We start from the raw sequence: 18422 nt of genomic DNA on the forward strand, positions 1-18422 counted from the left end.
CCGGAATGATTTCAGAGGAAAGATCAAATCAATGACCTATCAGAACTATTCGCTGAAGCAGCTTCAGCAGATCGACGCCGCGCATCACTTGCATCCCTTCACCGACCATAAGGAGTTGCGCGAGGCTGGCGCGCGCGTCATCACTCACGCCAATGGCCCGTTCATCTACGATTCCGAAGGGACGGAACTGCTGGATGGGATGGCCGGCCTGTGGTGCGTCAATATCGGCTACGGCCGTGACGAACTGGCCGAGGCTGCCTATGCCCAGATGAAGGAACTGCCTTACTACAATTCCTTCTTCAAATGCTCGACGCCGACGCCGGTGCTGTTGTCGAAGAAGCTGGCCGAGATCGCACCGAAAAACGTCAACCAGGTGTTTTATGGCTCGTCCGGTTCAGAGGCCAACGACACCGCCTTGCGGCTTGTGCGCCACTATTGGGTGCTGGAAGGCAAGCCGGAGAAGAACCGCGTCATCTCGCGCAAGATGGCCTATCACGGCTCGACCATCGCCGGCACCTCGCTCGGCGGCATGGATGCCATGCACAAGCAGCTCAACGGCGCGGTGCCCAACATCGTCCATGTGATGATGCCCTATGCCTATGAGCTGGCTCTGCCTGGCGAAAGCGACCATGATTTCGGCCTGCGCGCGGCCAAATCGGTCGAGGATGCCATCCTGGAGGCCGGCGCCGAGAAGGTCGCGGCGTTCATCGGCGAGCCGGTGATGGGCGCGGGCGGCGTCAAGATCCCGCCGGCAAGCTACTGGCCCGAAGTGCAGCGCATCTGCCGCAAATACGATGTGCTGTTGATGCTGGACGAGGTCATCACCGGCTATGGCCGCACAGGCGAGTGGTTCGCGGCCCAGACCTTCGGCATCGAACCGGACACCATCACCACGGCCAAGGCGCTGACGTCGGGCTATCAGCCGCTCTCGGCGCTGCTGGTGGGCGATCGCATTGCGTCGGCGCTGGTCGAGAAGGGCGGCGAGTTCAACCATGGCTACACCTATTCGGGGCACCCCGTTGCCTGCGCCGTGGCGCTGAAGAACCTCGAGATCATCGAGAGGGAAGGCCTGGTCGACCGCGTCAGGAACGACACCGGACCCTATTTCGCCAAGGCGCTGCAGGAGCGCATCGCCGGGCATGATCTGGTCGGCGAGGTGCGTTCCATCGGCCTGATGGGCGCGATCGAGATCGTCAAGGACAAGGCGACGAAGGAGCGCTTCCTGCCGTCGGGAAGTGCTGCGGTTGTTGTGCGCGACCACGCGATCGCCAACGGCATGATGCTGCGCGCCACCGGCGACACGATGATCCTGTCGCCGCCGCTGATCTGGACCCGCGACACCATCGACATGGCCTGCGAGCGCATCGGCAAGGCGCTCGACCTGGCGCAGGCCGACCTGCGCAAGCGCTAAGAAACGAGGCAGGCGCCCACCAATCGGACGCCTGCCTCAAAATATCGTCGCGGTCGGAACGAATATTGCTACCGCGCGTAGTTGATGGCGCAGCGCAGCGGCTGCCCTATGGGGATTGTGTTCATGAGCAGGACTGGCAGGAGCCGGCGCCGCCGAGAAGCGGTCACGATCGGCAGCGATCTCATGCTGGCGCCGATGGTGGCGATGATGCGCCTGCCTCTCATGGCAATGGACGCCGGAAGCGGCCAGCCGTGGGGAACCGAAACCGCGCGGGCCGTCAACGAGAAGACGGTTGCACTGGCTGAAGGTGTCTTCGCGGCGCAGATGTCCCTGCTGCAATCGGCGACCCGTTTCTGGCCCGAAATCCTTTCCGGCCTTACCCCGTCGCTGCTCAATGGCATTGCGGCGGAACGATCAATCAGCGCCGCGCTGAAGCCCGCCAGCCGAGCGGTGAAGGCGAATTTTCGCCGGCTTTCCACAAAGACCTGATCCACAGTGTCTGCTCAGGCGCATGGGGGTGCGCGGAACTTTGATTTTGCGCATCGTCCAGATCATGGGCTAGAACCAGCCGGTGCAGTTACAGTGGGGGATGCAATGGCCGGACAACCGCTCAACCAGCCGGCTGAAATTCCAGCCGAGCTTGATCGCTGGAACTGGGGCGCCTTCTTCCTCAACTGGATTTGGGGCATCGGCAACAGCACTTTCATCGCGCTGCTGGCGCTGATCCCCGTCGTCAACCTCATCATGATCTTCGTGCTCGGCGCGCGCGGCAGCCGCTGGGCCTGGCGGAACCGCGCCTGGCGCGATGCGGAGCAATTCCGCAAGACGCAGCGCAACTGGGCGATCGCCGGCCTTGCCGTCTGGGTGGTCAGTATCGGCGGCTGTGCGACGATGGTCGGCAGCATCCCTTTCGTGCTCAAGGGCAGCGACGCCTACCGGATGACCATGGACGCCGTCCGTGCCGACACCCGGGTGAAGGCCACGATCGGCGACGATGTGGCCGATAATTTCTGGGTCGGCGGTAATCTCAATGTCAATGCGAATGGCGCCGGCGACGCCCAGTTCAGTATTCCCGTCCACGGCGCCAAGGGCAAGGGCACCGTGTTTTCGCATCTCGTTCGCAATGCAGGCACATGGAGCACGCGCCTGCTCGTGGTCCGCGTCGACGGCGTCGATGCACCGATCGTGCTGACCAATGAAGATCACGTGCCGATCCCGGGTGCGGCGATCGGAATATAGATGATCGTGGATAGGAAAGGGGCCTGAAATGCAAAAACCGCGCCCCATCGGGAACGCGGCTTTGCCAGATACGCATGGCGTTTCGCTACGAAGACACTTGCGAAACTTACGGGCTCCGGTACGCGAGACCTGATCCGGAGCGCCGGGCGGATGCGATATGTCCGCCTCGCAATCCGTTTTATAGGGACATCGTTACCGCAGAGTTATCGAGAGCTTAAGCAAATCTAAATTTGCGGGTCTTTCTCCGCAAAGACCCGGGAAAAGTCTATCGAATCCGCTGTTTAGGCCGGGTTGCCGCGCAGAAAATTAATTATGCCGGAAAAATCGGCGCCGCCATGGCCCTGGGCGTTGAACAGCGCATAGAGCTGCGCCGCCTCGGCGCCGAGCGGTGTCACGGCGCCCGCGCCAAGCGCTGCTTCCTGGGACAATTTCAGGTCTTTCAGCATGAGAGCCGCGGCAAATCCCGGCTTGTAATCCCTGTTGGCGGGCGAAGTGGGCACCGGGCCGGGCACCGGGCAATAGGTGGTCAGAGACCAGCATTGGCCCGACGAGGTCGAGGCGACGTCGAACAGCGCCTGATGCGACAGGCCGAGTTTCTCCGCCAGCACGAAGGCCTCGGCAACGCCGATCATCGAAATGCCGAGGATCATGTTGTTGCAGATCTTGGCGGCCTGGCCGGCGCCGTCACCGCCGCAATGGACGATGCGCCCGGCCATCGGCTTCAGGATCGGCTCGGCGGCGGCGAAGGCATCGTCGGAACCGCCGGCCATGAAGGTCAACGTGCCGGCTGTCGCCCCGCCGGTGCCACCGGAGACCGGCGCATCGATCGACAGCAGGCCGTGTTTGGCGGCGATTGCATGCGCCTTGCGCGCCGATTCCACGTCGATGGTCGAGGAATCGATGAACAAGGCATTTTTCTTCGCCTTGGGGGCGATATCCTCATAGACCGACAGCACGTGCTTGCCGGCAGGCAGCATGGTGATGACGACATCGGCATCCTTCACGGCGGCAACGGCGTTGGCCATGATTGTGATGCCATGCTCGCGCGCGATCGTCAGGTTCTCTGTCATCAGGTCGAAGCCGTGCACCGCATGCCCCGCCTTGACGAGATTGGCGGCCATCGGATTGCCCATGTTACCGAGGCCGATGAAGGCGATCGTCGTCATTGTCTCACTCCCGGAGTTTGCTGGCTTCAGCGTCCTATCAGCGCCCGCGCGATGATGACGCGCATGATCTCGTTGGTGCCTTCCAGAATCTGGTGGACGCGCAGGTCGCGGACCAGCTTCTCGATGCCGTAATCATGCAGATAGCCATAGCCGCCGAGCAGTTGCAGCGCATCGTTGGCGACGTTGAAGCCGGTGTCGGTGACGAAGCGCTTTGCCATCGCCGACCATTTACCGGCGTCCGGAGCCTTGCGGTCGAGCTTCGAGGCCGCCGCATAGAGGAAGATGCGCGCTGCCTGCAATTCGGTCTCCATGTCGGCCAGCCTGAACTGCAGCGCCTGGAACTGGTTGATCTTCGAGCCGAAGGCCTTGCGCTCAGCCGTGTAGGCCAGCGCCTTGTCGAGCGCCGACTGCGCGCCGCCCAGCGAACAGGCGGCGATGTTCAGCCGGCCGCCGTCGAGCCCGGCCATGGCGATGCCGAAACCGGCGCCTTCGCCCGACAGGAGGTTCTCGGCCGGCACCTTGCAGTCCTCGAAGATGACCTGGCGGGTCGACTGCATGTGCCAGCCCATCTTGTGCTCGTTGGCCCCGAAGGACAGGCCTGGCGCATCCTTGGGCACGACGATGGTGGAGATGCCTTTCGGGCCATCGGCGCCGGTGCGCACCATGACGGCATAGACATCGCTGTCGCCGGCGCCGGAGATGAACTGCTTTGCGCCGTTGAGCACATAGTCGCCGCCGCTCTTCACCGCGCGCGTCTTCAGGGCGGCGGCATCGGAACCGGAACCCGGCTCGGTCAGGCAGTAGCTCGCCAGCCATTCCATCGAGGTGAGCTTCGGCAGGAAGCGCTGTCGCTGCTCCTCATTGCCGAAACGGTCGATCATCGATGCCACCATGTTGTGGATAGAGATGAAGGACGAAAAGGCCGGATCCGCGTGCGACAGCGCCTCGAAGATCAGCACTGCGTCGAGGCGTCCGAGAGCCGATCCCCCGACATCATCCCTGATGTAGATGCCGCCGAGGCCGAGCGGCCCTGTCTCGCGGATCACGTCGGCGGGGAAGTGTTTCCTGCGGTCCCAGTCGAGTGCGTTCGGCGCGACGCGATCGGCGGCGAAGGCCTGCGCCATCTCCTGGATGGCGCGCTGTTCCTCGGTGAGTTCGAACTGGCTGGTGCTCGCATCGACCGCGGCGTCCATGGCGTGCTCCCTGATGTCTGACCTGCTGGCCTGTCGTTTTTGGCTTTGCGCGCGCACCAATCTAGACCAATGATGCCGCCGCGCAACCCGAGCCGCCGCGGAGCGGCTGTGCACCAATGCATGTCCGGAGCAAGATGTGACGACAAAATTCGACGAGCTGTTGGGACAGTTCCACGCCTATCTTGCTTCCGTCGATGATGCCCTGGTGCGCGACGCCGTGGCGCGTATCGGCTGGGATATGCCGGCCCGCGATTTGGAGCCGCGTCCGCTTGGCTGCCTGCGCCATCTCGACCGCGCCGCCGAACTGGCACCGCCGGATGCGAAACCCCTGGTTCGATTGCTGGCCGAGCGGCGCAACGAATTGCATTGGGGGCAGACCTATACCGAGGCTGATTTCGGCAAGGCCTTCATCGACAATTACGGCTGGCTGGAAATGTTCGGCACGCGCGGCCATTTCGCCAATGACGAGGTCGCCGCAGGCCTGCTGATGCTCGGACCCGGGATCGTCTATCCCGACCATCATCACGTCGCCGAGGAGATCTATATTCCGCTGACCGGCGGCACCGAGTGGCGCATGGGCGAGGGCGGCTTTCGCAAGCGGGAGGCCGGCGAGGTCGTCCACCATGTTTCCAACGTCAACCACGCCATGCGTACCGGCAAGGAGCCGCTGCTGGCGCTTTATATCTGGCGCGGCGGGCCGCTGGCGCAGAAATCCACGATCACCGGAACCTCGGTGCAGGACAGGAGCTGATGGCCAGGGCAATCATGCTGCAAGGCACGGGCTCGGATGTCGGCAAGACGGTGCTTGTCGCAGGGCTATGCCGTGCCGCCAGGAATCGCGGCCTGAAAGTGCGGCCGTTCAAGCCGCAGAACATGTCGAACAACGCCGCCGTCGCCGATATTCCCGGCGACAACAACCATGGCGGCGGCGAGATCGGCCGCGCGCAATGGCTGCAGGCGATCGCTTGCGGGGTTGCGCCGTCGGTCCATATGAACCCGGTGCTGCTCAAGCCGCAGACCGATGTCGGCGCCCAGGTCATCGTCCAGGGCAAGGTGTTCGGCGAGGCGAGGGCTCGTGACTATCAGGCGCTGAAGGGCCGGCTGATGGATGCCGTGCTGGAGTCCTGGGGAAAGGTCGGCGCGGGCGCCGATCTTGTCATTGTCGAGGGTGCCGGTTCGCCAGCCGAAATCAACCTCAGAAGCCGCGACATCGCCAATATGGGTTTTGCCACACGGGCCGATGTACCGGTGGTGCTGGTCGGGGACATTGATCGCGGCGGCGTCATCGCCTCGATCGCCGGCACGCATCTGATCCTGCCGGAAGAGGACCGGCGCATGATCGCCGGCTATCTCATCAACAAGTTCCGGGGAGACGTCTCGCTGTTCGATGATGGCTTGAAGGCGATCGGGAAATTCACCGGATGGCGCTGTTTTGGCGTCGTGCCGTGGCTCAAGGCGGCGGCGCGGCTGCCCTCGGAGGATTCCGTGGTGTTGGAGCGGCTGGCGTCCGGCGAGGCGCGCGCGTTGAAAGTGGCGGTGCCGATGCTTGGCCGCATCGCCAATTTCGACGATCTCGACCCGCTCAAGGCCGAACCGCAGGTCGAAGTGGTGTTCGTGCCGCCGGGAAAGAAGCTGCCGGTCGATGCCGGGCTGGTGGTCATTCCCGGCTCCAAGTCGACGATCGGCGACCTCCTGAAATTTCGCGAGAACGGCTGGGACCGGGATCTCGCGGCGCACCGCAAGCGCGGCGGCCATGTCGTCGGCATTTGCGGCGGTTTCCAGATGCTCGGCCGCATGGTGCGCGATCCCGACGGTATCGAAGGCAACGTCACCGAAGCCGTGGGCCTCGGCCTGCTCGATGTCGAGACGGTGATGGAGCCGGAAAAGACGGTGCGCAATGTCAGCGCCCGCTCGGTGCCGTTCGACCTGCCGCTCGAGGGTTACGAAATCCATCTCGGCCGCACGACGGGCCCGGACACCAGGCGGCCGTCGGCGATCATCAATGGCGCCGAGGACGGCGCGATCTCGGCCGATGGCAAGGTGATCGGCACGTATATGCATGGCCTGTTCGGCGCCGACGGCTTTCGCGGGAAATTCCTCGAAAGCCTGGGTGTCAGGAGCGGTGGCATAGATTACCGAGCCGAGGTCGAGCGCGCGCTGGACGAGGTCGCCGCCGAGCTGGAAACCCATCTCGACTGTGATGCGATTTTTTCATTGGCACGTTGAAGGTCAGGCCTTCTCACCGGCCTTCGGCCAGTAGGTGCCGAACGACCAGACATTGCCTTCAGGGTCGCGGCAGATGAATTCGCGGCTGCCATAATCGCGGTTCGTCAGTTCCTGGATGATCGTCGCGCCGGCCTTCCTGGCTTTGGCGTAGGCGGCGTCGGCATCGTCGACGGCGATATAGATCGACTTGCCGCCGCCTGAACCGGGTTCGCCGACCATCTTGCCGTAGTCGTCGTCGCGCACCGTGCCCAGCATGATCATCGAGGAGCCTAAGACCAGTTCGGCATGGTGCACGACATCGCCTTCGCCATAGCGGGCACGGACACTGAAACCGAAGGCTTCGCCCAGCCAGTCGATCATCCCCGCCGCATTCTTGTAGCGCAGGGCAGGGTAGAGCCGGGGTGCTTCAGTGGTGGTGGGCATCGGAACCTCCTTCATCTGGATCGGTCTATGCCTCACTCTGGCCAAGGGCCGTTCCTGCGTCTTGAAGAAATGTTACCTGACCGAAAGTGCCGTTGGTGTCTCACCGGCGAGCTCGCGGAATTCGCGCACCAGATGCGCCTGGTCGGCATAGCCGCAATCGGCGGCGACATCCGCCCAGTCGGCGGTCGGCTCGCTCGACAGGCGGAGCGCCCGGTTGAAGCGGACGATGCGCGACAGCGTCTTGGGGCCGATGCCGGTCGCGTCGGAGAATTTGTCGGCGAGATGTTTGCGGCTCCAGCCCAACTGTTCGGCAAGCGATGCGATCCGGGTCCGGCCGCCTGATGTGATGATGCGGTCATAGGCCCAGGCGATTTCGAGCGGTGTTTCGGCGGCGCTCTCGAGACGTGCGGCGACGAAGGCCTCGGCAAGATCGAAACGTGCCGTCCAGTCAGGCGTGTTGCCCAGCCGTTCGCGCAGCGCCGCGCCCTCCGCGCCAAGCACGTCGTCGAGTACGACCATGTTGTCAGTCAATTCGCTCATCGGCAGGCGGAAGAAGCGGCGTGCGCCAAGAGGGGTGAAATTCACCTGGATGCAGCAGGCGCCGCCGAAGGATTCGATCATCACCGGACCGGCGAAAAGGCCGGCGGCGAAACTGGCGACGCGGTCATTGTCATCAGGCGTCCTGCCGAGGCCGATGGCGAACGGCTCGGCGAAGCTGATCACCAGCGGCACCGTCAGCGACGCGTATTCGACATTGCGGAAATGGCCGGTAGCTGTTTCGCGATAGCCGCAGATGTCGGTGACAACGCCGTCAAGCGCGGCGTTGGGAAGCCGCCGGCGCATTTCGAACAGCCCCGATATGGAGCGATCCTGTTCTTTCGGGCGCTGCATCTCGATTGGCATCGGCCATCCTTCCGCCAAGCGAATTTAGCAGAGGCCGCATCAGAATCAAAAACGCCCGGCTTTGGCCGGGCGCTCTCGGTCCCCACTTGTCGAGGGAAACTTGTCAGGCGCCGCGCATCAGGCAGCCGGCGGCGAGCACGATGTAGGCGACAAGCACGATCCACACCGATGCAAGAGGTATGAACGCAAGAACGCCAAGCGCGGCGAGAATGCCGATGATGGCGATGACCAGGGAAATGATGAAAACAATCTGGGTAGGCGCGTTGAGATTCATGTCTGGCTCCTGCAACATGATTCGAACAGCGATATTGTAACAGGCGCGTGATCACACACCAATCATGACACGCAGCGGGTTGGCCGGATCGGCCAGCAGCTTCACCGCCAGAGCCACGCAGACGACCACCAGCAGCGGCTTGATCAACCTGGCGCCGATGCGCATGGCAAGGCTGGCACCAAGCCGGGCGCCGAGGAACTGGGCAACGCCCATCATCAGGCCGATCTTCCAGGAGATGACGCCGACAGCGGCAAAGACGATGAAGCCGCCAATGTTGGAAGCGAAATTGAGCAGTTTGGTGTGCGCTGTCGCCTTGAGCACGCCGTAGCCGGCAAGGGCGACGAAGGCCAGCATGTAGAAGGAACCGGCGCCCGGCCCGAACACGCCGTCATAGAAGCCGATGGCCGGCACCAGGGTCACGCCGAACAGGAAGGGCGACAGGCGCTCGGCCCGGTCGACATCGTTCATGTTGGGCTTGAGGGCGAAGTATAGCGCGATGGCAATCAGCACCAGCGGCAAGGCCGCGCGCAACAGGTCCCCGGGCACGATCGTGGCCAGTAATGCGCCGATGGCGCCGCCGGCAAGTGCCAGCAGCGCCGATGGCAATTGCCGGCGCAGGTCGACATGACCTTTCGAGGCATAGTGGATGGTCGCCGACCCCGAGCCGAACATGCCTTGCAGCTTGTTGGTTCCAAGCGCCTCGACCGGTGAAAAACCGGCAAGCAGCAGTGCGGGGATGGTGATCAATCCGCCGCCGCCGGCAATCGAATCGACAAAGCCCGCGGCGAAAGCCGCGAAGGCGAGGATGGCGATGGACTGGGCGGTGAGGTCGATCATCTGATGTGTCGAGATGTCCGGTCGGCTGAGATAGCGCGCGTTCGACCACGACCACCCCGTTTGCGCAAGGCCGATTCCGCGCTAATTCTATCAAAGAGGAATCGGAAAGGGGGCCGTTCATGGCATTCGCGTTGCTGGACCAGATACGCTCGATCTTCGACGGCGACCCGGGCGTGCGCAAGGTCGCGGACGATCCAGTCCTGTCGGCGGAACTGCTGATGCTGTTCCGCATGATCCTGGCCGACGGCACGGTGAGCGAGAGCGAGATGGTTGCCTTCCGGCGCATCTGCAAGGGGGCTTTCGGCATTCCGGAAACCAGCATCGACAGCGTCATCGAATATCTCAACGAATTCGGCTACGAGACCAACGGCTCGCAAGCGATCGCGCTGTTCCGCGACCTCGACGTCGAACGCCGCAAGCAATTGGCGCAGCACATGGCGGAGATCGCCAAGGCGGATTCGCAACTGGCCGAGAGCGAGGTGCGGCTGCTGCGCCGCACGCTCGATTTGCTCGACATCAGCCCGGTCGACGTGGTGAAGCCGGAAGAGTAGGGGCGGAGGTCCCGGCCGGGCCTGCTGCCTGCGGCATCTCCCCAGCGTTCGCGGCCTTCCATCGAGCCACTGGCACGATGGATTTGCATCGAGAACCGGTCGATCACCCCTGTTCCTGCATCCGCTTGGCGATTGCGCGGTGCAGATCCGGCGCCGCCGCTACCAGCGCCCTGGCGGCCTCGGATTGCGGATGGTCGAGCACGTCGTTCGTCTTGCCCCGCTCGACGATCTTGCCCTCATGCATGACCAGCACTTCGTCCGTGATGGCGCGGGCGACGGTCAAATCATGGGTGATGAAGAGATAGGCGATGCCGAGTTTCTGGTTGAGCCCGGCGAAAAGGTCCAGGATCTGCGCGCGGATCGAGACATCGAGTGCCGAGACCGGCTCGTCGGCGACCACCAGTTTTGGGCGGGTGATGATGGCGCGGGCGATCGACAGGCGCTGGCGTTGGCCGCCCGAAAATTCGTGCGGGTATTTGTCCATGTCACGCTGGTCGAGGCCGACCTCGTGCAGCGCATGCGCCACCATCTCCCGGCTTTCGGCGCGCGTCGGTTTTTTCTCCAGGACATGCAGGGGCTCGGCGACCAGTTTTTCGACCTTCTGGCGCGGATCGAAGGAGCCGTAGGGGTCCTGGAAGACGACCTGCATATCGCGCCTGGCGGGCTTCAACTCGGCTTCGCTCTTGCCGGTGATGGCTTCGCCGCGAAAGCGGATCGCGCCCGAACTCGGCCGGTCCAGCGCCAGGATCATGCGGGCAAGGGTCGACTTGCCGCAGCCGGAGCGGCCGACCAGCGCCACCGACTGGCCCGGCGCCATCGACAGGGAGACGTCGTCGACCGCGCGGATGGCAGGCGCGCGCCTGAACAGCGAAGTCCGGCGGCCGGGATAGTCGCGGGTGATGCCTTCGACCTGCAGCAGAGGTTGGTCCGTCCCGACGAGATGAGGTTTGGCGCGCGCCGGAACATGCATCGAGGCCTGCGCCAGTTGGCGCGTATAGGGATGAAGCTGACCGGAGAGCGTGCTCGCCGTGTCGCCGGCCTCCATCACCTCGCCATGGCGCAGGATGGTGATGCGGTCGGCCATCTCGGTCACGACAGCGAGATCATGGGAGATCAGCAGCAAGCCCATGCGGCTTTCCGCAACGAGGTCGCGCAGCAGGTCGAGGATCTGTGCCTGCAGCACCACGTCGAGCGCTGTCGTCGGCTCGTCGGCTATCAAGAGCTTCGGCTTCAGCGCGCAGGCAATGGCGATGACGACGCGCTGGCGCTGGCCGCCGGACAATTCGTGCGGATAGCGCGACAGCGGGAACTTTGCCGAGGGCAGCCCGACGCGGTCGAGCATTTTTCGCGCCCGCTCCTCTGCGTCGGCTCGGCTTGCCCTGGTGTGCCAGCGTATGCCTTCAGCGACCTGTTCGCCGATCGTCTTGACAGGATTGAGCGCCGTCATCGGTTCCTGGAACACCATGCCGATGTCGTCGCCGCGCAAAGCGCACATCTGGTCCTCGGTTGCCGCGAGGATATCGATGCCGTCGAATGTGACGCGCCCGGTGGCGCGTGCGGCATGGGGCAGGAGTCGCATCACCGTCAGCGCGGTCATGGATTTGCCGGAGCCGGATTCGCCGACCAATCCCATGATCTCGCCGGGCGCGACGGAGAGTTCGATCTCCTTCAGGATCGGCGTGTCGCCGATGGTCAACGATAGGTTTTCGATCTCTAGCAGGCTCATCGCTGCCGCCGCGATTTCGGGTCGAGAATATCGGCGATGCCGTCGCCCAAAAGGTTCAGGCCGAGCACGGTGACGACGATCGCCATGCCGGGGAAGATCGCCATCCACGGCGCCACCACCATGCGCGTCTGGGCGTCGAACAGCATGCGGCCCCAGCTCGGCATTGGCGGCTGCGCGCCGAGGCCGAGATAGGAAAGCCCCGCTTCGGCCAGGATGCCCAGCGCGAACTGGATGGTGCCTTGCACCAGGAGCAGCGTGGCGATGTTGGGCAGCACATGTTCGATCGATATCTGCGTGCGGCTTTTTCCGGCGGCGCGCGCGGCCAGGATGAATTCGCGCGGCCAGACGGCAAGCGCGCCGGCGCGAGCGACGCGGGCAAAGACCGGAATGTTGAAGATGCCGATGGCGATGATGGCGTTGACGGCGCCGGGCCCGAAAATGGCGGTGATCATGATCGCCGAGAGCAGCGCCGGGAAGGCGAAGACGAGGTCGTTGACGCGCATCAGCGCCTCGTCGACGAGGCCGCCGCGCGCGGCGGCAAAGGTGCCGAGCGGCACGCCGACTCCCATGCCGATGCCGACCGCGACCAGCGCCACGGCAATCGAGTTGCGGGCGCCGACCATGATCATCGACAGGATGTCGCGGCCGAAATGGTCGGTGCCGAACCAATGGGCCAGCGAGGGGCCTTGCGTCTTGTCGGCTATGACCAGCTTCGTCACATCGTAGGGTGTCCAGACGTAAGAGATCACAGCCATCGCCACGATCAGCACGGTGATGGCGAAGCCGGTGACGAAGGCGGTATTTCCAAACGCCTTGGCCAGAATGCTGCGGAACGTCTCCTCGGGGATGTCGATGCGCAGCGTCATTGCCGGCTTCTCAGGCGCGGGTCGACCACCGCATAGGAAAGGTCGACGACGAGGTTGACGGCAATGACGGCTGCGACCAGCAGCATGACGACGCTTTCGACGACGATCAGGTCGCGCTGGGTGATCGCCTGGAACACCAGCCGGCCGAGCCCGGGCAAGTAGAAGACATTCTCGATGATGATGGTGCCGGCGAGCAGGAAGGCGAATTGCAAGCCAAGGATGGTCAGCACCGGGATCATGGCGTTGCGCAGTGCGTGCCGCCACAGCACGGCCCGATAGGGCAGACCCTTGGCGCGGGCGGTGCGGATATAGTCCTCGTTCAGGATCTCGATCAGCGCCGAGCGGGTGACGCGCGCCAGGATCGCCGCTTGCGGTAGGGCAAGCGCCACCGCCGGCAACAGCAGCGATTTCAGCGCCGGCCAGGCGCCGGCGCTCCAGCCCGGGAAGCCACCGGCCGGGACCAGCCGCAGCCAGACGGCAAAGACATAGATCAGCATCAGCGCGAACCAGAAATTGGGCACGGCGACGCCAAGCTGCGCCACGCCCATTGAAATCGTGTCGCCGGCCCGTCCGCGCCGGCTGGCGGAATAAAGCCCGACCGGAACGGCGATGATGGTGGAGAGCGCAAGCGCGATCAGCGCCAGCGGCAGCGAGACGGCGAGCCGTTCACGCACGAGATCGATGACCGGCACCGAATAGGTATAGGAGCGGCCAAAATCGAGGCTGAGCAGGCCGCCTGCCCAGTGCAAATAGCGCAGGACGAGCGGCGCGTTGAGGCCCATCTGGTTACGCAAGAGTTCCACCTGATCGGCGCTGGCGTTCATGCCCAGCATCAGCCGCGCAGGGTCGCCGGGGAGGATTTCCAGCACGGCGAAGACCACCATCGAGGCAAGCACCAGCGTGGCAAGGGCGATGGCAAGGCGCTTGAGGAGGTAGGCGGTCATGGGAGGCGAAGGAGCGGCGCTCGCACCACAGACCTCATTCGCTCCACTTCACCTTGGTGAGATCATTGGCCTGGATCGGCGCGTTTTCCCACAGGCCCTGCAATTTGGCGTCCCAGACACCGACCTTGGGCAATTCGTAGAGGAAACCGACCACGGCGTCGTCGGCCAGGATCTTCTGCGCCTCGCCAAGCAGCTCCTTGCGCTTGGCCTCGTCGGAGGTGAGGTTGAGGTCGGCGATCACCTTGTCGAAGGTCGGATTGTCGTAGTTGAAGTAGTAGTCCTTGCGCGAATAGATATCGATGTCGTTGGGCTCGGTGTGGGAGACGATGGTCAGGTCGTAGTCCTTCTTGGTGAACACCTGGTCCAGCCACTGCGCCCATTCGACAGGGATGATCTCGAGATTGATGCCGACGTCGCGAAGTTGCGAGGCGATGATCTCGCCGCCGAGCCTGGCATAGCTGGGCGGCGGCAGTTTCAGCGTCGCCTTGAAGCCGTTCTCCAGCCCGGCCTCCTTCAACAGTTCCTTGGCCTTGTCGACATTGTGCGGATAGAGGCCGGTGAGGTCGACATAGTCCTTGTTGGCCGGCGACATGTGCGAGCCGATCGGCAGTCCGAGACCGGCCGAGGCGCCGTCGATGATCGCCTTGCGGTCGAGCGCGTAGGAGATCGCCTGCCTGACCTGCAGCTTGTCGAAAGGCGGCTTCTTGTTGTTGATCGACAGGATGGTCTCGCCTTCGGTCGAGCCGATCACCACCTTGAAACGCGGATCGTCCTTCACCTGTGCCAGGCTGTCGGGATCGAAGAAGGGGAAGGCCTGGATGTCGCCGGACAGCAGGGCCGGCACATAGGCCGCGGCATCCGGCACGATGCGGAACTCGACCTTGTCGAGGAACACCGGAGCGCCCCAGTAATGGTCGGCTTTTACCAGGGTGATCGACGATCCCTTGGCCCAGTTCTGGAACTTGAACGGGCCGGTACCAACAGGGTTCTCCTTGTTGGTGTCGGCTGACTTTGGCGACACCATCACCGCGTCGCCCCAGCCCATATCGTAGAGGAAGGATCCTTGCGGGTTCTTCAGCGTGACCTTGACCGTTGCCGGATCGACGATTTCGACCTTGTCGATGGCCGCGAACAGGCCTTTTTGCGCATTCACCGAATTGTCGGCGCGGGCCCGGTCGAGCGAGAATTTCACGTCGTCGGCGCTGAAATCGGCGCCGTCATGGAATTTGACTCCGGTGTGCAGCTTGAAGGTGTAGACCTTGCCGTCATCGGAAATGGTCCAGCTCTCGGCCAGATCCGGCAGCACCTCGCCATTGGGGCCAATCCGGGTCAGGCCCTCGAAGACATTGGCGTAGAGCACTTCCTTGATCGCCGCCGCGGCGCCCGCGGTCGGATCGAGATGCGGAGGTTCGAGCGGAATGCCGATGACCAGGTCGGTCCGGGCCGCAAAGGCCTGGCTTCCAGCGGCTAGCGCAAGGACCGCCGCGGCCAGAATGGTTTTCCACAGTCTCATCGTGCAACTCCCCATGCGTTCAGGACACGTGCTCAAACCGGGCGATAGAAGCGTGATTTCGCGCGGGAGTAAATTGCGTTTCGTGCTGTCAGGCAGGATGGCTGGGAATGTTTTTGCCGTGCCAGCCGTGTAGGAAGGTCGAAGCTTGTCGCGATGGAGGGTTATCCCGTGGAGGTGCCACGCAGCAGCACGTCGAGCCCGATCGCCATCACCTTGGCCGATTCCACCATGTCCGATATGCCGACCCATTCGTCCGGCCGGTGGGCGAGGTCGAGAATGCCGGGTCCGTAGGCGATGCAGTCATAGATGTGGCCGATGCGGGCAATATGCTTCTGATCGTAGGTGCCGGGGGATATGACATAGTCGGGCTCGCGGTCGAAGATGGCATGAATGCCTTGCGCCACCGCCTTGACCACCGGCGCGTCGCGTTCGGTCATCAGCGGCAGCACTTCCATCAGGTCGCGTATCTCGTAGTCGAATTTTTTGCGCTCCCGCTTCAGCCGATCGAGAATGCCGGTCACTTCGCTTTTGACCGTGGCCAGATCCTCCTCGAGCAGGAAGCGGCGGTCGATGGTCAAACGACAGGAATCGGGCACGTTGGGCGAGGGCAGGCCGGGCCGGAAATCCTCGGTCTGGCCGCCATGGATGGAGTTGATGTTCATGGTCGAGCGCCTGGCGCCCTCCGGTACGACCGGCATGCGCGTGATCTTGCGGTCGAGTGCGGGGAACAATTCGTCCTCGAATGCCCTGAGGACGGCGCCCATATGGCGCACCGCATTGTCGCCGAGAAACGGCATCGAGCCGTGCGCGATCTCGCCCTTGGTCTCGATCTCCGCCCACCAGACGCCGCGATGGCCAAGGCAGATGCGGTCCTTGTTCAAGGGCTCGGGGATGATGACGTGGTCGACCCTGGGCTTCGAGAAATAGCCGAGCCCGGCGAGATGGGCGACGCCACCAAAGCCGCCGGACTCCTCGTCGACCGTGCCCGAGATCTCGATGGCGCCGGGAAAGTCGGGGAAGACTTCCATGAAAGCCTCGACGGCGATGATGGAGGCAGCCAGGCCGCCCTTCATGTCGCAGGCGCCTCGGCCATAGACCTTGCCGTCCTTGATGACGCCGGCAAAGGGATCCACCGTCCAGCCTTCGCCGGCCTCGACCACGTCGATATGCGAATTGAAGTGGACGCAGGCGCCCGGTGACCGGCCATCGAAACGGGCAACGACATTGACGCGCGGATAGCGATCGGTGTCGCCGGGCGTGCCTTCGGCGCGGATGAACTCGGTTTCGAAGCCGCGTTTCCTTAGCCGCGCACCAATATAGTCGGCGCATGGCCTGTAGGCTTCGCCGGGTGGATTGATGGTCGGAAAGCGGATCAGGTCGGCGGTCAGCGCCACCAACTCGTCGCGCTTGCTGTCGATTGCCTTGAGGAGTCTCTCGTTCATGCCACGAGTTGAGCAGCGAACCCCACGGTTTTGCAAGCCCGTCGACCAAATCGGTGCAACGTGTCCTGGCGGCAACTATCGCGGGAAATCGTTCAAATTCGCTGCATTGGATTGGCGAATTGGTCAAGGAGTGTGTGCTATCTGTTCACTGCCATTAAAAAGGTGAAAAATAACGTGATGGCGGGCAGGCAAGGGGCAATCAAAGGGGTTTGATCGCATGAAAATGTCGTTCCTTAAGGCAACGGTGCTGGCCGTCGCGCTGTTTGGCGCATCGGTCGCGAGCGAGGCGGCCACGTTGGTGGCGAATATCGACGTGTCGTCGCAGACAATGACGGTCCGCTATGGTGATTCGGTCTATCGGTGGGCCGTGTCGACCGCCCGTCCGGGCTATTTCACGCCACGCGGCACCTACCGGCCGCAGCGCACGGCGCGGATGTGGTATTCGCGCAAGTACGAAATGTCGCCGATGCCTTATTCCGTGTTCTTCCATGGTGGTTATGCCATCCATGGAACAGGCGCCGTCAGGCAACTCGGCCGCCCAGCTTCGCATGGCTGCGTAAGGCTGCATACGGCCAATGCCGCGGCCTTCTATTCGATGGTGCGCGAAGTCGGATTCGGCAATACGCGCATTGTCGTCACGAACTAGGCGGTTGGCGATTCGCTGATATTGGCTTTGTCTGTCGGCGGAGGAACTCACGTTCCCGCCGGCGGCTCGCTCAGGCGTTTGCGACGGGAGCCACCTTGGTGCGCTTTTTTCGCCGCCAGTTGCTGATCTCCCACCTTTTGTGGAACCACATCCACTGGCCGGGGTCCTCGCGGACCCAGCGCTCGACGACGTCGTTCAACATCTGGGTGGTGGCGTGGACGTCGACGCTGCCGTCGGCGGTGCGCGGCAAGACCAGCTTGTCCTCGATCTCGAGCCGGAAGCGGTTGCCCGGCAACCTGACGCAGCGCGCCGGGTAGACATCGCAGTCATAGTGACGGGCAAGGGTGCCGAGCACGCGGTTGCTCTGGCAGGGACGGCCGAAGAAGGTCGTGTCCAGGCCGTTGGAGAATTTCTGGTCGACGAGAACGCCGATATTGCCGCCATTCTCCAACACCCCGGCCAGCGCGAACGAGGCTCCGGCCATCGACGGCAGCAAGCCGCCCATGGTCGAGCGCCTTGTCGAAAGGATGTAGTCGGCGAGGTAGGGGTTGTTGGGCGGGCGAAACAGCGCCGTGATGTTCATGCCGAAGGTCGCGGCCGCCACCGGCAGCAGCTCGAAATTGCCGAGATGGCCGGTGAAGACGATGTGCGGCTGCTTCTCGGCCGCGATCTCGACGAAATGCTCCGTTCCCTTGACCTCGACGCGGCCGGGCTTGCCGGCGGCGGGATCATAGTCGAACAGGGCGTCGAGGAAGATGTATTCGGCGGCAAGGCGGGCCATGTTGCCCCACATGTCGGAGGCGATGGCCTGGATTTCGCCATCACTCTTTTCCGGATAGGCCTTGCGCAGATTGTCGAGGGCGACCTGGTGGCGTCCGACCCTCGGACCGATGAGGCGAGCGACGCGGTCGGCAAAATTCAGCGCGCTGTCCACCGGCAGCAGGCGCAGCAGCGACATGATGATCATCGCGGCCCGCGCGACAAGCCAGTAATTCACCTGGCGCAGTTGCCTGCCATAGCGAAATTTCAGATCCCGGCGAAGCTTCTTGAGCACGGAAATCG

General features: G+C 63.4%; 19 protein-coding genes. 7 read left to right on the top strand and 12 right to left on the bottom strand.

The window, feature by feature from the left end:
- Positions 1-31 precede the first annotated feature (31 nt).
- From EN861_RS27280 to EN861_RS27290, 3 genes are all read left to right on the top strand, one after another.
- Complete coding sequence (locus tag EN861_RS27280; RefSeq protein ID WP_127279361.1) at positions 32-1411, top strand: aspartate aminotransferase family protein; 1380 nt, start codon at positions 32-34, stop codon at positions 1409-1411.
- Positions 1412-1534: 123 nt separating this feature from the next.
- Positions 1535-1900 (top strand): hypothetical protein, encoded by a 366-nt coding sequence (locus EN861_RS27285; protein ID WP_127279367.1) that lies wholly within the window; start codon positions 1535-1537, stop codon positions 1898-1900.
- A gap of 105 nt (positions 1901-2005) precedes the next feature.
- Entirely contained in the window at positions 2006-2650 is a 645-nt protein-coding gene (locus EN861_RS27290; RefSeq protein ID WP_127279362.1) for a cytochrome c oxidase assembly factor Coa1 family protein, read from the top strand.
- A 281-nt stretch (positions 2651-2931) separates the two neighbouring features.
- Here EN861_RS27290 and mmsB read toward each other — a convergent pair whose 3' ends face one another.
- Both mmsB and EN861_RS27300 read right to left on the bottom strand, forming a co-directional pair.
- Complete coding sequence (gene mmsB, locus EN861_RS27295) at positions 2932-3816, bottom strand: 3-hydroxyisobutyrate dehydrogenase (protein ID WP_127279363.1); 885 nt, start codon at positions 3814-3816, stop codon at positions 2932-2934.
- Between the two features lie 26 nt (positions 3817-3842).
- Complete coding sequence (locus EN861_RS27300; protein WP_127279364.1) at positions 3843-5009, bottom strand: isobutyryl-CoA dehydrogenase; 1167 nt, start codon at positions 5007-5009, stop codon at positions 3843-3845.
- Between the two features lie 136 nt (positions 5010-5145).
- On the opposite strand from EN861_RS27300, the gene EN861_RS27305 reads away from it, so the two are divergent.
- Positions 5146-5760 (top strand): dimethylsulfonioproprionate lyase family protein, encoded by a 615-nt coding sequence (locus tag EN861_RS27305; protein ID WP_127279365.1) that lies wholly within the window; start codon positions 5146-5148, stop codon positions 5758-5760.
- A complete protein-coding gene (locus tag EN861_RS27310; protein WP_135866744.1) occupies positions 5760-7235 on the top strand; it encodes a cobyric acid synthase in 1476 nt (491 codons plus the stop codon). The genes EN861_RS27305 and EN861_RS27310 overlap by 1 nt, the downstream gene beginning before the upstream one ends.
- 3 nt (positions 7236-7238) lie before the next feature.
- Here EN861_RS27310 and EN861_RS27315 read toward each other — a convergent pair whose 3' ends face one another.
- The 4 genes from EN861_RS27315 to EN861_RS27330 all read right to left on the bottom strand — a co-directional run bounded on the left by EN861_RS27315 (position 7239) and on the right by EN861_RS27330 (position 9672).
- Positions 7239-7658: a VOC family protein gene (locus EN861_RS27315; RefSeq protein WP_127278301.1), complete on the bottom strand. Its 420-nt coding sequence runs from the start codon at positions 7656-7658 to the stop codon at positions 7239-7241.
- Between the two features lie 72 nt (positions 7659-7730).
- Positions 7731-8561 (bottom strand): AraC family transcriptional regulator, encoded by an 831-nt coding sequence (locus EN861_RS27320; RefSeq protein ID WP_127278302.1) that lies wholly within the window; start codon positions 8559-8561, stop codon positions 7731-7733.
- A 103-nt stretch (positions 8562-8664) separates the two neighbouring features.
- Positions 8665-8835 (bottom strand): hypothetical protein, encoded by a 171-nt coding sequence (locus tag EN861_RS27325; protein ID WP_127278303.1) that lies wholly within the window; start codon positions 8833-8835, stop codon positions 8665-8667.
- A 51-nt stretch (positions 8836-8886) separates the two neighbouring features.
- Entirely contained in the window at positions 8887-9672 is a 786-nt protein-coding gene (locus EN861_RS27330) for a TSUP family transporter (RefSeq protein WP_127278304.1), read from the bottom strand.
- 119 nt (positions 9673-9791) lie between these two features.
- On the opposite strand from EN861_RS27330, the gene EN861_RS27335 reads away from it, so the two are divergent.
- Positions 9792-10223, top strand: coding sequence for a TerB family tellurite resistance protein (locus tag EN861_RS27335; protein ID WP_127278305.1), 432 nt, complete (start codon positions 9792-9794; stop codon positions 10221-10223).
- 103 nt (positions 10224-10326) lie between these two features.
- Here EN861_RS27335 and EN861_RS27340 read toward each other — a convergent pair whose 3' ends face one another.
- From EN861_RS27340 to EN861_RS27360, 5 genes are all read right to left on the bottom strand, one after another.
- Complete coding sequence (locus EN861_RS27340) at positions 10327-11949, bottom strand: dipeptide ABC transporter ATP-binding protein (RefSeq protein ID WP_135866746.1); 1623 nt, start codon at positions 11947-11949, stop codon at positions 10327-10329.
- Positions 11946-12815 (bottom strand): ABC transporter permease, encoded by an 870-nt coding sequence (locus tag EN861_RS27345; RefSeq protein WP_127278307.1) that lies wholly within the window; start codon positions 12813-12815, stop codon positions 11946-11948. The genes EN861_RS27340 and EN861_RS27345 overlap by 4 nt, the downstream gene beginning before the upstream one ends.
- Positions 12812-13759, bottom strand: coding sequence for an ABC transporter permease (locus tag EN861_RS27350; RefSeq protein WP_127278308.1), 948 nt, complete (start codon positions 13757-13759; stop codon positions 12812-12814). The genes EN861_RS27345 and EN861_RS27350 overlap by 4 nt, the downstream gene beginning before the upstream one ends.
- Positions 13760-13793: 34 nt before the next feature.
- Positions 13794-15272, bottom strand: coding sequence for an ABC transporter substrate-binding protein (locus EN861_RS27355; RefSeq protein ID WP_127278309.1), 1479 nt, complete (start codon positions 15270-15272; stop codon positions 13794-13796).
- A 161-nt stretch (positions 15273-15433) separates the two neighbouring features.
- Complete coding sequence (locus EN861_RS27360; RefSeq protein WP_127278310.1) at positions 15434-16714, bottom strand: acetylornithine deacetylase/succinyl-diaminopimelate desuccinylase family protein; 1281 nt, start codon at positions 16712-16714, stop codon at positions 15434-15436.
- Between the two features lie 217 nt (positions 16715-16931).
- Between EN861_RS27360 and EN861_RS27365 the strand changes: the two genes are divergently transcribed.
- Complete coding sequence (locus tag EN861_RS27365) at positions 16932-17360, top strand: L,D-transpeptidase (RefSeq protein WP_127278311.1); 429 nt, start codon at positions 16932-16934, stop codon at positions 17358-17360.
- A gap of 70 nt (positions 17361-17430) precedes the next feature.
- Here EN861_RS27365 and EN861_RS27370 read toward each other — a convergent pair whose 3' ends face one another.
- Positions 17431-18414 (bottom strand): lipid A biosynthesis lauroyl acyltransferase, encoded by a 984-nt coding sequence (locus EN861_RS27370; protein WP_189343747.1) that lies wholly within the window; start codon positions 18412-18414, stop codon positions 17431-17433.
- Positions 18415-18422 lie beyond the last annotated feature (8 nt).

The organism is Mesorhizobium sp. M8A.F.Ca.ET.218.01.1.1 (assembly GCF_004791165.1).
GTDB lineage: Bacteria > Pseudomonadota > Alphaproteobacteria > Rhizobiales > Rhizobiaceae > Mesorhizobium.

Bases quoted from the DNA above. Each gene is read 5' to 3' on its own strand.
- EN861_RS27365 (WP_127278311.1), top strand. From the start codon at position 16,932: ATGAAAATGTCGTTCCTTAAGGCAACGGTGCTGGCCGTCGCGCTGTTT.
- EN861_RS27300 (WP_127279364.1), bottom strand. From the start codon at position 5,009: ATGGACGCCGCGGTCGATGCGAGCACCAGCCAGTTCGAACTCACCGAG.
- EN861_RS27290 (WP_127279362.1), top strand. From the start codon at position 2,006: ATGGCCGGACAACCGCTCAACCAGCCGGCTGAAATTCCAGCCGAGCTT.
- EN861_RS27335 (WP_127278305.1), top strand. From the start codon at position 9,792: ATGGCATTCGCGTTGCTGGACCAGATACGCTCGATCTTCGACGGCGAC.
- EN861_RS27325 (WP_127278303.1), bottom strand. From the start codon at position 8,835: ATGAATCTCAACGCGCCTACCCAGATTGTTTTCATCATTTCCCTGGTC.
- EN861_RS27355 (WP_127278309.1), bottom strand. From the start codon at position 15,272: ATGAGACTGTGGAAAACCATTCTGGCCGCGGCGGTCCTTGCGCTAGCC.
- EN861_RS27320 (WP_127278302.1), bottom strand. From the start codon at position 8,561: ATGCCAATCGAGATGCAGCGCCCGAAAGAACAGGATCGCTCCATATCG.
- EN861_RS27315 (WP_127278301.1), bottom strand. From the start codon at position 7,658: ATGCCCACCACCACTGAAGCACCCCGGCTCTACCCTGCCCTGCGCTAC.
- mmsB (WP_127279363.1), bottom strand. From the start codon at position 3,816: ATGACGACGATCGCCTTCATCGGCCTCGGTAACATGGGCAATCCGATG.
- EN861_RS27330 (WP_127278304.1), bottom strand. From the start codon at position 9,672: ATGATCGACCTCACCGCCCAGTCCATCGCCATCCTCGCCTTCGCGGCT.
- EN861_RS27285 (WP_127279367.1), top strand. From the start codon at position 1,535: ATGAGCAGGACTGGCAGGAGCCGGCGCCGCCGAGAAGCGGTCACGATC.
- EN861_RS27310 (WP_135866744.1), top strand. From the start codon at position 5,760: ATGGCCAGGGCAATCATGCTGCAAGGCACGGGCTCGGATGTCGGCAAG.
- EN861_RS27345 (WP_127278307.1), bottom strand. From the start codon at position 12,815: ATGACGCTGCGCATCGACATCCCCGAGGAGACGTTCCGCAGCATTCTG.
- EN861_RS27280 (WP_127279361.1), top strand. From the start codon at position 32: ATGACCTATCAGAACTATTCGCTGAAGCAGCTTCAGCAGATCGACGCC.
- EN861_RS27340 (WP_135866746.1), bottom strand. From the start codon at position 11,949: ATGAGCCTGCTAGAGATCGAAAACCTATCGTTGACCATCGGCGACACG.
- EN861_RS27360 (WP_127278310.1), bottom strand. From the start codon at position 16,714: ATGAACGAGAGACTCCTCAAGGCAATCGACAGCAAGCGCGACGAGTTG.
- EN861_RS27350 (WP_127278308.1), bottom strand. From the start codon at position 13,759: ATGACCGCCTACCTCCTCAAGCGCCTTGCCATCGCCCTTGCCACGCTG.